This window comes from Pseudomonas sp. PA27(2017) (genome assembly GCF_001945445.1).
GTDB lineage: Bacteria > Pseudomonadota > Gammaproteobacteria > Pseudomonadales > Pseudomonadaceae > Aquipseudomonas.
In genome coordinates, this window is sequence record NZ_MSXW01000052.1 from 99304 (window position 1) to 110463 (window position 11160).

General features: G+C 63.1%; 12 protein-coding genes. 3 read left to right on the plus strand and 9 right to left on the minus strand.

Annotation, left to right across the window (positions count from 1 at the left end; all coding sequences use genetic code 11):
- Window positions 1-44 precede the first annotated feature (44 nt).
- From BVH06_RS19460 to ppc, 5 genes are all read right to left on the minus strand, one after another.
- The gene (locus BVH06_RS19460) at window positions 45-386 is read right to left on the minus strand and encodes a hypothetical protein (RefSeq protein WP_075929576.1); all 342 of its coding nucleotides are present in this window, start codon (window positions 384-386) and stop codon (window positions 45-47) included.
- Window positions 387-505: 119 nt separating this feature from the next.
- Window positions 506-1198 carry a tRNA (adenosine(37)-N6)-threonylcarbamoyltransferase complex dimerization subunit type 1 TsaB gene (gene tsaB / locus BVH06_RS19465; RefSeq protein ID WP_075929577.1) on the minus strand — a complete coding sequence of 231 codons (693 nt, stop codon included), beginning with the start codon at window positions 1196-1198 and terminating at the stop codon, window positions 506-508.
- Window positions 1199-1370: 172 nt separating this feature from the next.
- On the minus strand, window positions 1371-2129 hold the full coding sequence (locus BVH06_RS19470; RefSeq protein ID WP_256562724.1) for a 5'-nucleotidase, lipoprotein e(P4) family: 759 nt from the start codon (window positions 2127-2129) through the stop codon (window positions 1371-1373).
- A gap of 278 nt (window positions 2130-2407) precedes the next feature.
- The gene (adk, locus tag BVH06_RS19475; RefSeq protein WP_075929579.1) at window positions 2408-3055 is read right to left on the minus strand and encodes an adenylate kinase; all 648 of its coding nucleotides are present in this window, start codon (window positions 3053-3055) and stop codon (window positions 2408-2410) included.
- Window positions 3056-3391: 336 nt separating this feature from the next.
- A complete protein-coding gene (gene ppc, locus BVH06_RS19480) occupies window positions 3392-6028 on the minus strand; it encodes a phosphoenolpyruvate carboxylase (RefSeq protein ID WP_075935187.1) in 2637 nt (878 codons plus the stop codon).
- Window positions 6029-6191: 163 nt separating this feature from the next.
- Between ppc and BVH06_RS19485 the strand changes: the two genes are divergently transcribed.
- The 3 genes from BVH06_RS19485 to BVH06_RS19495 all read left to right on the plus strand — a co-directional run bounded on the left by BVH06_RS19485 (window position 6192) and on the right by BVH06_RS19495 (window position 8046).
- Entirely contained in the window at window positions 6192-6536 is a 345-nt protein-coding gene (locus tag BVH06_RS19485; RefSeq protein ID WP_075929581.1) for a pilin assembly protein, read from the plus strand.
- Window positions 6537-6772: 236 nt separating this feature from the next.
- Window positions 6773-7213 (plus strand): DUF4398 domain-containing protein, encoded by a 441-nt coding sequence (locus BVH06_RS19490; RefSeq protein ID WP_075929582.1) that lies wholly within the window; start codon window positions 6773-6775, stop codon window positions 7211-7213.
- Between the two features lie 44 nt (window positions 7214-7257).
- Window positions 7258-8046 (plus strand): OmpA family protein, encoded by a 789-nt coding sequence (locus BVH06_RS19495; protein WP_075929583.1) that lies wholly within the window; start codon window positions 7258-7260, stop codon window positions 8044-8046.
- Window positions 8047-8142: 96 nt separating this feature from the next.
- On the opposite strand, the gene BVH06_RS19500 is transcribed toward BVH06_RS19495, so the two are convergent.
- The 4 genes from BVH06_RS19500 to BVH06_RS19515 all read right to left on the minus strand — a co-directional run.
- The gene (locus BVH06_RS19500; RefSeq protein ID WP_075929584.1) at window positions 8143-8442 is read right to left on the minus strand and encodes a hypothetical protein; all 300 of its coding nucleotides are present in this window, start codon (window positions 8440-8442) and stop codon (window positions 8143-8145) included.
- Window positions 8443-8529: 87 nt separating this feature from the next.
- Window positions 8530-9825, minus strand: a complete 1296-nt coding sequence (locus BVH06_RS19505; protein WP_075935188.1) for a flavohemoglobin expression-modulating QEGLA motif protein — start codon at window positions 9823-9825, stop codon at window positions 8530-8532.
- Between the two features lie 28 nt (window positions 9826-9853).
- Complete coding sequence (locus tag BVH06_RS19510; protein ID WP_075935189.1) at window positions 9854-10402, minus strand: hypothetical protein; 549 nt, start codon at window positions 10400-10402, stop codon at window positions 9854-9856.
- 117 nt (window positions 10403-10519) lie between these two features.
- A partial coding sequence (locus BVH06_RS19515; RefSeq protein ID WP_075935193.1) for an ISL3 family transposase occupies window positions 10520-11160 on the minus strand: 641 nt, incomplete at its 5' end.

Consider the following 11160-nt stretch of genomic DNA (forward strand, 5'->3'; position numbering starts at 1 on the left):
GCCATTGTGCCTGAGCGAAGCGATGGAAACAGGCCGTGAAGCGATCAGGCGTAGAGATCGAGGCCCAGAACCTGCTGGGCATCCACGTCACGGGCGAACGCGGCGGTGCTGCTATAGCTGGCGATCGCCTGGGCGGCGCGGTTGCTCATGGCAGGCTGGTAGGTGGTATCCATCGAGCGCACGGGGAAGTTATCGGTGCTGGCATTGCTCTGCTGCACACGGCGGATCTGCGGGGTCTGTTCGAAGCCCTGGGTACCTGCGGTCGATGCCGGTTGCTCGCGCTTTACCTCTACTTCCCGGTTCGCCTCACGATAAGGCGTAACCGCAGTGCCCGAGCGGGGACCACGATCCGGTGAATAGGGCGCGATGTTACCGTCGATACGCATCAATGAAGGCTCGGCAGGAAGGCGTGCGGGAGTACTGGCAATTTAGCTGCGCCGTCGGCCCTTGGCAATGGATGTCGATAAGTTGACGACAAAAGGACGACCCCCTCGTCGCTCATTGCTCAAAAGCCTGCGGGCGGCGGCATTTTCGGCGTAGCGACCTGATCGCGCAGGTAGATCGGCTGGGCCTGATCGGCCACCACCGCCTCGCCGCGAGCCCAGGCGAAACGGGCCAGACTCAGCAGGTCTTCGGCATGGGGCAGCATCGCGCCATCGCAGGCAGCGACCTGGCCAGCGATGCGCTCGGCGAAGGTGCCCCAACCGGTGCCGGCGCCAAACCACTCGCCGTGGGCGTCGTCCGGCAGTAGAGCGCGCTCCGGGGCCAGTACGGCTTCGCGCCCGACCAGACGCATCTCGCCCGCTTCGGCGCGGTAACAGCCCCAATAGACTTCATCCATACGCGCATCGATGGCGGCAGCGACCTGGCTGGCGCCGTGCTCGCGCTGGGCACGCTGCGCCAGCACGGCCAGATTGGAAACCGGCAGCACCGGGCGATCCAGAGCGAAGGCCAACCCCTGCACCACGCCAATGGCGATACGCACGCCAGTAAAGGCCCCTGGACCGCGCCCGAACGCGATGGCATCCAGCGCCGATAGCGCGACGCCCTGCTCGGCTAGCAGCGCCTTGATCATCGGCAGCAGTTTCTGCGCGTGCAGGCGCGGAATCACCTCGTAGTGGCTCGTCACGCGGCCGTCATGCAGCAAGGCGACGGAACAGGCTTCGGTGGCGGTATCGAGGGCCAGCAGAGTGGTCATGGCGATCTGTAGAGGTGGCTGAGCGGGCGGGCATTAAAACGGTTTGAGCTGGTTTTTTCCAGCGCAGCGAGCCAAGCGGCCTCGCCAGCAGGCAGTTCACCGGCCAGGCGGCTGTGGCCGGCGCCCAGAACAGGCGCCGGCCGATCAGCGGATCAGCGATCCGCCGCAGGGCTTACCACTTCTCGATGACGGGCTTGGCATCCCAGGCCTTGAGCGGCTCCTTGGACCAGGTGCCATAACCGGCATTGGGGAACACGATCCATTCGGTGCCCCACTTCGCCGACTCGGCTTCGGCAGTGGCCCGCTGCTCGGCTACCGGCGTCTTGCGGAATCGCGCGTCGAAGTCATGCAGGGTATCGCCGAGCAGCATCACGATACGATAGTCCTTGGCGACCAGCGCACGACGCTCGACCTTGGGTGGCCCGAGCAGCAGCACGCTCTCGGCGCTGACCTGGGGCAGGTCGAGCTTCTTCAGAGCCTTGAGGGTGTAGTCTTTCTGCTCCTCGGAGCGGTCGGACACGTAACGGATGGTCACGCCCAGCTTGTCGGCGTGCTCGAGGAATTTCTTGGCGCCCGGAATCAGCACAGGGTCACCGTCACGCTCCCAGGGCAGCCAGGTGTCCCAGCCATCGTAGGTGTGGCAGTTGGCGAGATCTCGCGCCAGCAACGCGGAGTTGTCGATCACCGTTTCATCCACGTCGGTGACGATGGCCAGCTTGGAAGGATCTTCGGCTGCCGCCACGGCGGCATCGAGTTTCTCGGTGGCGATGTTGTAGGCCTGCATCTGCAAGGCGCGAACTTCCGCAGATTGCTGCTGATAACGCAGCGCCATGGTGAACTGGTCAACCGAACACTCGCCCTTTTTCTCGGGGGCGCCGTCGGCCAGGGCGACGGATGCACTCAGTGCCGATACCACGAGGGCGATGGGCAAGCAGGCAAATCTTCTGTTCTGGGTCATGGAATGCACTCTGATGGAGGGTGGTTGTAGCCGCCTTTCTCGAAGCTCTTCGTGACGGTCGATCAAGCCAGCAGACGCAACGACGCGCCGGCCGGAGTTCGGGCATGCCGTGTGGCAAGGAAATCTCAGGATACTAGCGAAGCGGTACATGTCGTGCTGCACGAAAGCGACCTGAGCATAGCCAGTGTTGCCGCCGGCATGCCCAAAAACGACAACGGCCCGCAAGCGGGCCGTTGTAGAAGTGGGTCAGGTCAGCTCAGCGCTGCCAGCACCTTGGCGGTGATCTGCTCGACCGAGCCGACGCCTTCGATGGCGCTGTACTTCGGCGTGCCCTCGGCGGCCGACAGCTTCTGGTAGAAATCCACCAGCGGCTTGGTTTGCGAATGGTAGACCGACAGGCGATGACGCACGGTGGCTTCCTTGTCGTCGTCGCGCTGAATCAGCTCTTCACCGGTTTCGTCGTCCTTGCCGGCGACCTTCGGCGGGTTGTGCTCGGTGTGGTAGACCCGGCCCGAGCCAGGGTGCACGCGGCGACCGGCGATGCGACCGACGATCTCTTCGTCGTCGACGGCGATTTCCACCACGTGGTCGATCTGCACGCCGGCATCCTTGAGGGCCTGGGCCTGCGGGATGGTGCGTGGGAAGCCGTCGAACAGGAAGCCGTTGGCGCAATCGGGCTGCGCAATGCGCTCCTTGACCAAGTTGATGATCAGCTCATCGGACACCAGACCGCCGGCGTCCATCACGCTCTTGGCCGCGAGGCCCAGCTCGGTGCCAGCCTTGACCGCAGCACGCAGCATATCGCCCGTGGAAATCTGGGGAATCGAGAATTTCTTGGTGATGAAACCTGCCTGAGTACCTTTGCCGGCACCGGGCGCCCCCAACAGAATCACGCGCATCGATGTGCTCCTCAAGTTCTTGGTAGTGATGGTGGACTCGCCTTGCGGGGCCAATCTCAACTGGGTTTCGCCAGCCCGGCCAGATGCCGAACTGTCGGAAGGTCGATCAAGATACACAGCGCTCCAATGCCGCACAAGCCGTCGAAAGCCGCAGCCCATGGCGATTCGCCGCGCATTGGCCGTTACGCTTGTACAGCTTGAACGCAGCGGCGCGAGAGGCGCCATCCAACCAAAGTCGAAAGTGCTCCTCGCACCGCCAAACTATCGGCAGATCGCCGAAATTTCATGACCTTTCATAGCGTTTTCCCTTGATAAAGCGTTATCAGGCGATCCTGTTCAACCGGTGTTGCGAAGCCCTGCGGCAATACCCGCCACGCTGACCAGTAACGCCTGCTCCAGAGCGCTTCCGGCCTCCTGCTCGCGCTGCCGGGAACGAGCCAGCAGCTCGGCCTGCAACAGGTGCAACGGGTCCAGATAAGTGTTGCGCACGGTAATGAATTCCAGGGTCTCGGGGCTGTGGGTCAACAGCTGCGACTGGCCGGTCAGACCTAGCACCACCTTGCTCGCCTGCGACAATAGGTCGCGTAAATGAGCACCCAGCGAGTGCAGCTCACTCTCCACCAGACGCTCGTCGTACAGCCGCGCGATCGACTCGTCGGCCTTGGCCAGCACCATCTCGAGCATGTCGATACGGGTACGGAAGAACGGCCACTGCTCGCGCATTTCCCGCAACGTATCGCCTTCACCACGAGCTAGCGCGCCTTGCAGAGCGGCCTCCCAGCCCAGCCAGGCGGGCAGCATCAGGCGTGTCTGGGTCCAGGCGAAAATCCACGGGATCGCTCGCAGGCTCTCCACACCACCCTCGCGCCGCTTGGCCGGTCGGCTGCCCAGCGGTAGGCGGCCAAGCTCCTGCTCGGGCGTGGCCTGGCGGAAGTACTCGACGAACTGCGGATGCTCGCGCACCACACTGCGGTAGGTGGCTACGCCACCGGCGGCCAGTTTGTCCATCTGCTCGCGCCAGGCTTGCCGGGGCGCAGGCGGCGGCAGCACTGTGGCTTCCAATACTGCCGCCAGATAAAGGTTGAGGTTCTGCTCGGCGATATCCGGCATGCCGAACTTGAAACGGATCATCTCGCCCTGCTCGGTGGTGCGGAAGCGCCCGTTCACCGAGCCGGGCGGCTGCGACAGGATTGCCTCGTGAGCCGGGCCACCGCCGCGCCCCACAGTGCCGCCGCGGCCGTGGAACAGCAAAAGCTCGACGCCATGCTCACGGCAGATCCTCACAAGGCTCTCCTGCGCACGATACTGCGCCCAGGCCGCTGCCGTGGTGCCGGCATCCTTGGCGGAATCCGAATAGCCGATCATCACTTCCTGCGGCCCCTGCAGGCCGGCGCGATAATCCGGCAGACCGAGCAACCGCTCGATGGCGACGGCGGCGTTGTCCAGGTCCGCCAGGGTCTCGAACAGCGGCACTACGCGCATCGGGCGGCGCAGCCCGGCTTCCTTGAGCAGCAGCTGCACGGCGAGCACGTCCGAGGCGGCGCCGGCCATGGAAATCACGTAGGAGCCCAGCGAAGCCGCCGGTGCAGCCGCCACCTCGCGGCAGGTGGCGAGCACTTCGGCGGTGTCGGCGCTGGGATCGAAGTCGCTCGGCAACAAAGGCCGGCGTCCTTTCAATTCCTCCTGCAGGAATGCCAGCCGCTGCTCTTCGTCCCAGCTGTCGTAGCGGCCCAGGCCCAGGAACTCGGTAATCTCGGTGATTGCTGACGCGTGGCGGGCAGCGTCCTGGCGCACGTCGAGGCGCACCAGGAACAGCCCAAAAGTGCTGACCCGACGTAGGAAATCCAACAGCGGGCCATCGGCGATCACGCCCATGCCGCAGTCGTGCAGCGAGCGATAGCAGAGCAGCAACGGCTCGCGCAGATCGGCGTTGTCGTGCAACACCTGGGCCGGTGGGTTGACCGGGCCGGCGAGCGATTCGTGGGCCCAGGCGCGGGTCGCGCGCAGTCGCTCGCGCAGTTGCTTGAGCACCGCGCGGTAGGGCTCTGCGCTGTCACCGGCGCGTGCGCGCAGCTCGTCGTTGGCGCGCTGCATGGACAGCTCGGCAGCCAGGCTGTCGATGTCGCGCAGGTACAGGTCGGCGGCCATCCAGCGCGCCAGCAGCAGCACCTCGCGGGTGATCTTGGCGGTGACATTGGGGTTGCCGTCGCGATCGCCGCCCATCCACGAGGCGAAACGAATCGGCGCGGCGTCCAGCGGCAGGCGCTGCCCGGTTTCGCGCTGCAACGCCTGGTCGGCCTTGCGCATCACCGTCGGTAGCGCATACCACAGGGAATTCTCGATCACCGCGAAGCCCCACTTGGCTTCATCCACCGGCGTGGGCCGCACGCGGCGGATTTCCTCGGTGTGCCAGGCCTCGGCGATCAACCGTTGCAGGCGGCTGGTAATGGATTCACGTTCGGCGCTCGACAGGTCGTTGTGATCCTGCTCGGCAAGCTGCGCGGAAATGGCGTCGTATTTCTGGATCAGCGTGCGCCGCGACACCTCGGTGGGGTGTGCGGTGAGCACCAGTTCGATATCCAGCTCAGCGACCTGGCGGGCCAGGGCTTCGGGCTCATGACCATTGGCGCGCAAACGCTGCAGCAACTCGTCGAACACGCGGTTTTCGAAGGGTTGCGCTTCGTCGGCGCCACGGCGGCGCACACGGTGGTATTGCTCGGCGATATTGGCCAGGTTGAGAAACTGGTTGAAGGCCCGCGCCACCGGCAGCAGCTCGTCATCGTGCAACCCGTCGAGGGTCTCGCTAAGCTGCCGTGCGCCGTCGGCCGAGCCCTGGCGCGCGGCCTTGGCGCCCTTGCGAATACGCTCGATCTTGTCGAGAAAGGCCTCGCCGTACTGATCGCGGATGGTGCTGCCGAGCAGCTCACCGAGCTGGTGAACATCCTCGCGTAGACGTGCATCGATTTGCGTCATACCAGTCTCCCTGCGCCTCTGCGTGAACCCTCAGATTGCCCAGCCGCGGCGTGCCTGACAAGCCGCCATACGACCAAAGCAGGTGATTGCACGCGCGAACATCCGCCGGAACGCCGCCGAACGGCTCGGGTCTCTAGCAAACACGTCCTGCACCGAGGTTCCTATGAAGATTCGCCAGCTCGTCCAGCAATGGGAACAGAACGCCACCGGCCGCCTGACCAGCACGCCCTATCAAGTGCACCTGGATGTCGAAGCCGCTGCACGCCTGGCCGCGCTGAGCCATATGTACCCCAAGCGCCGCCCCGAAGAATTGCTGGCAGAGTTGCTGGCCGCCGCACTGGAAGACCTGGAGGCCAGCCTGCCTTACGTGCAAGGCACCCAGGTAGTGGCCACCGATGAAGAAGGCAACCCGATCTACGAAGACGTCGGGCCCACCCCGCGCTTTCTCGAATTGGCCCGCCACTACCGCCAGGAGATCGATGGCGAACAGCCACCAGCCACATCTTGAATTGGTCGGTCATGCCACGCGCAGGCCGCAGAACACGCGACCTGTGCCGTTTTTCTGGCGGCACCATGCTGGCAATCCGCTTTTTTCCCTGAACGTTTCTTGCCGCAGCCAACTCACAGAACTATGCCGTAGCGACCACTGGTCGCCGGAGAACAACTTACTCGGTTGCTTTCGCTCCTGAGCTCCGCACGGCAGGTAACCATCGTGGAACCGACTGTTTTGCCAGTTACTCATCAATGGAGTTGCACACCATGACCACTAAAACTGCCCCAATCACTCGTACCAAACTGGCCAGCTGGAAGGTTGCTGCGCTGGCCATTGGCAGCAGCGTGCTGCTGGCTGGCTGCGCGGGCAATCCGCCTAGCGAGCAGATGGCCGTGACCAAGTCCGCGGTCAACGAAGCCGTCAGCTCCGGCGGTGTCGAATTCGCCCCAGTACAAACCCGATCCGCTCAGGACAAACTCAAGCAGGCCGAGCTGGAGTTGGTTAGCAAGAATTACGAGGAAGCCAAGCGTCTGGCCGAACAGGCCGAGTGGGATGCTCGCGTAGCAACCCGCAAGACCCAGGCAGCCAAGGCTGACAGGGCGCTTCAGGATGCTCAGCAGGGCATCGAGGAACTGCGTCAGGAAGGCATGCGTGGCGCCCAGCAGATCCGTATCCAGGGTCAGCAGCAATAACGCCCCGCCACCGCTTTCGCCAATTCATAGAAGGATGAACGACCATGCGTAAACAAGTGATGATTCCTGCCCTGCTGGCCCTGAGCGTAGGCCTGGCCGCTTGCGCCACCAAGCCGAACGTCAACCTGGAGCAAGCCCGCAGCAGCTATACCAGCCTGCAGACCAATCCGGAGTCGGTCAAAGTAGCCGCACTGGAAACCAAGGATGCAGGCACCGCACTCGAGCGGGCCGAAAAGGCATTCCGTGAGAAGGAAAACGAGCAGCGCGTGGACCAGCTGGCCTATCTGGCACAACGACGCATTGAGCTGGCCGAGCAGACCATCGCCCTGCGCACCACCGAGCAAAACCTGCAGCAGACCGCGGCCCAGCGTGCCGAGGCGCGCCTGGAAGCTCGCGATGCGCAGATCAAGCAGCTGCAAGAAAGCATGAACGCCAAGCAGACCGAACGCGGCACTCTGGTGACCTTCGGTGACGTGCTGTTCGACCTGGATCGCTCCGAGCTCAAGCCCGGCGCCATGGGCAACATCAACAAACTTGCTGAGTTCCTGCGTAATAACCCCGAGCGCAAGGTAATCGTCGAAGGCTACACCGACAGCACCGGTTCGGCTCAGTACAACCAGAGCCTGTCCGAGCGTCGCGCCAACTCCGTTCGCGCTGCGCTGATTAGCCAGGGTGTGGGCCCGGAGCGTATCGTCGCTCAAGGCTATGGTCTGGAATATCCGGTAGCCAGCAACTCCACTGCCTCGGGTCGCGCAATGAACCGTCGCGTGGAAGTGACCATTTCCAACGACGACAAGCAGGTTGCGCCGCGTTCCTCGGTTCGCACTAACTAAGGGCTCCGGCCTGCCTGGGACTCGCCGCGCTCCTCCTGAGCGCGGCGACCCAACCAGACAAGCCCCGCTTCGGCGGGGCTTGTCGTTTCTGGTTTTTCATCCGTTACAACGCACGGCCCTCTTGCGGTCATCCACCAGAACGCCGCTCAGCCCCTTCTGCTGCAGGTCGAACAGCACCAGAACACCGTCGATGCATTGCGCGGTTTGGTCGGCAGGCTTGAGGCTCACCTTGTAATCCTCGCCAGGAACGGTCTTGAGCATGGTGAACTCGGCCAGCAGCAAGGCATCCTCGGGCTTCGCGAAGTGCAGGTAGCCGTAATAGCCGAGCACCGCCACGGTACCGGCGACGCTACCGATGGCAGTGAGAATCAGGGGGATGGGGTTGCGCTCTGTCATGCCGGCATCTCGGGTGCGAGCCGCCTGCGTGCGGCGGCTCAGGGGAAGTAGAGACCGGTCGCGCCGCGCCCCCACCCGAGCGGCAGCTCAGAGGATATTGGCGTAGTCGGCTTCGATCCGATCCAGGCTCAGGTGGTTGAGGAAGTTGGAGAAGCACATCCAGGCCGACAGCGAGTTGAGATCGCGAAACTGCTGCGGCAGGTACTTGGGTGGGCTCACCAGGCCTTCATCGACCAACTGGCGTAGCGTACGCATATCTTCGAGCGTGGTCTTGCCACAGAACAATAAAGGGATCTGTTCCAGCTTGCCTTTGCGCACAGCGAGCTGGATGTAGTTGTAGATCATGATGAAGCCTTTCAGGTATGAAAGGTCCTTGGTGAAGGGCAAGCCGTCCGGCGCCGAGCCGCGGAACGCGCGACTGGCGTTGCTGTAACTGTCTTCCAGGCTGAAGCCCTGCTCGCGGTAAAAGTCGCAGACCTGCAGGAAATCCGCACCCTGCTCGGCCATGTGGATGGCGCGGGTGCGGTTGGTCAGCTTGCGCAGGCGGCTGGGGTAGGACGCGAAGGCGATCACTTCCATGAGGATCGCCAGGCCTTCCTGAGTCACCGTCGACGAGGGCGGGCCTTTGGCCAGGAAGGTGCAGATCGGCTGGTTCTGGCCATTGAGGGTAGTGGCCACGTGCACCAGACCTTCGTGCACCTCCAGAGCCTTGACGTCGCGCTCGTTGAACATCGCGTCGGTGCGGATCTTGATGTAGTCGGCGCCTGCCGCGGCGTCGGCAAGAATGCCGTCGGATTCGAATACGCGGATGGTGTTCTCGCTCTCGCCGAACACCAGATTCAGGCGGCTCTGCAGCAAGGCGACAGCATCCTTGGCACTCAGGGTCTTGGGTTCGTCCTTCAGATCGCCGCGGCTGTCGATGTTGTTCAGGTAGCCGGAAAACATAAGCCCCAGGTCCGCCAGGGTCGGGTCACCGGCATGGAAGGCGTCGGAAGCGGCGCCATACAGCTCCTGGGAAATCAGCCCGAAATCCGAGGTGCCGCGCGCCTCCAGCATGCGGATCACCATGCGGTATTCGCGGCACATGCGGCGCATGATCTGCCCCACCGGGTTGAACTGGCCGAGCTGGCGGGTGATGTCGCGCTCGATGTTCTGGAACTCCAGCTTCTTGGCGGCCGGGTCGAACGCCAGCGGGCGACTATCGTAGTAGCCGCGGTCGATGGCCGGCAGCTCGCGGCCCTTGTGCTTGAGAAACGCCTGGCGAATGGAGTCGTCCCATTTCACCGCATCGAGCACGCGGATCGGCGTTTGCGCCTCGACGATGCGATCGGACAGCGCGCGCACCACCAGTTGGTAGCCGTCGAGTCCTGTGTGGCTGTTCATGGCAATCCTCTTTGCGTGGCTGACGAGTTCAGGGCGCGCTGCGCTGGTAGCGCGCCACTTCGACGAACAGGTCGGAATTGGCAGGGTCGTTGAGGTAAGCGAACACCTTATCCAGTTTACTGGTTACCAGCACGCCTCCCTGAGGCATGCTCACATCGCTGCCTTTGATCTCGCCACTGGCGATGGCCTGGCGGATGCGCTCGACATCGAGGTTGAACAAGACCAGCTCGCCCGTCTGGGTCAGTTCGAAGCCGCCGATGGCGAAGTTCGCGCCCATACGCTTGGGCACGCCGGCGGACAGGTACCAACGCCGCCCATGATGGGCGACGGTGAAGCTGTAGCTCTGCACGCTGGGCACGTTGTCGGGGTTGTCGACGTAGGTGTCGGCCTTGTACAGGTTGGAGCCGGCGCGAGCGATGTCCAGGTAGCGCAGCTCGCCCCATTCGTCCACGCGCGACCAGACGCCGAGCAGCGGAATCGGCGCCGCCTCGTTGGCCGGGATCGGCTCCTTGAAGGTCACCAGGCAGCCACTCAACAGCAGAAACGACAGCACCACCAATGCACGCCAGGCTTTCATCATGCTCTCCTTGAGACAGTCGTGGCCGGGCTGATAGTCCGACTCCCTGGCGCAGCGCGTCAAGCGGGGCCTTCATCAACAGGATAGGCGCAGAATCACGGGCAATAAAAAGGTTCTTCACGGATTGCCGGGGAAGTCATTCTTGATCTTCATAAAGAAGAATTCGCTGTCCCGGTAGCCGTAAGCCATCCGTTTGATGACCTTGATCCGGTTGTTAATCCCTTCTAGCTGACCCGTGTGCATGGGCCAGCGCACCCTGCTCAGGATGCCGCGCCAGTAGCCCCTCAGTCGTTTAGCAAACTGCTTCAGTGCCGGTATCTCGCTTTCTTCAGCCAAACGTAGCCACTGCTTCCAGGCTGATCGCCAGCTCCAGGCAGTGGTGGGCGACCAGAGCGCTTTAAGTTCGGCTTTCATCAGGTAAACCGTCATCAGCGACTGGTTAGCGGCCAGTAGATCCTGCAGGCGCACTTGCTGGTCTTCGCGTTTGAGGTTCTCTGGATTGCGCAGCAGCAGCCACCGCGCTTGCTTGATGACCTTACGTGCAGGCTTGTCATGCCGCAGACGGTTGGCTTCATCCACTCGCACTCGGTCAATCACCTCTCGACCGTATTTAGCGACCACATGAAACAGGTCATAGACCACGCGTGCCTGTGGGCAGTGTTGGCGCACCTCCAGGTCAAACGCGGTATTCATGTCCATCGCCACTGCTTCTATCCGAGCGCAGCCTTCCGCCCCCAGTTCTTCAAAGAAAGGCCTGA

What these genes read in the sequence shown, in the direction of transcription:
- BVH06_RS19460 (WP_075929576.1), bottom strand. Translation starts at nt 386, where the DNA reads ATGCGTATCGACGGTAACATCGCGCCCTATTCACCGGATCGTGGTCCC.
- tsaB (WP_075929577.1), bottom strand. Translation starts at nt 1,198, where the DNA reads ATGACCACTCTGCTGGCCCTCGATACCGCCACCGAAGCCTGTTCCGTC.
- adk (WP_075929579.1), bottom strand. Translation starts at nt 3,055, where the DNA reads ATGCGCGTGATTCTGTTGGGGGCGCCCGGTGCCGGCAAAGGTACTCAG.
- ppc (WP_075935187.1), bottom strand. Translation starts at nt 6,028, where the DNA reads ATGACGCAAATCGATGCACGTCTACGCGAGGATGTTCACCAGCTCGGT.
- BVH06_RS19485 (WP_075929581.1), top strand. Translation starts at nt 6,192, where the DNA reads ATGAAGATTCGCCAGCTCGTCCAGCAATGGGAACAGAACGCCACCGGC.
- BVH06_RS19490 (WP_075929582.1), top strand. Translation starts at nt 6,773, where the DNA reads ATGGAGTTGCACACCATGACCACTAAAACTGCCCCAATCACTCGTACC.
- BVH06_RS19495 (WP_075929583.1), top strand. Translation starts at nt 7,258, where the DNA reads ATGCGTAAACAAGTGATGATTCCTGCCCTGCTGGCCCTGAGCGTAGGC.
- BVH06_RS19500 (WP_075929584.1), bottom strand. Translation starts at nt 8,442, where the DNA reads ATGACAGAGCGCAACCCCATCCCCCTGATTCTCACTGCCATCGGTAGC.
- BVH06_RS19505 (WP_075935188.1), bottom strand. Translation starts at nt 9,825, where the DNA reads ATGAACAGCCACACAGGACTCGACGGCTACCAACTGGTGGTGCGCGCG.
- BVH06_RS19510 (WP_075935189.1), bottom strand. Translation starts at nt 10,402, where the DNA reads ATGAAAGCCTGGCGTGCATTGGTGGTGCTGTCGTTTCTGCTGTTGAGT.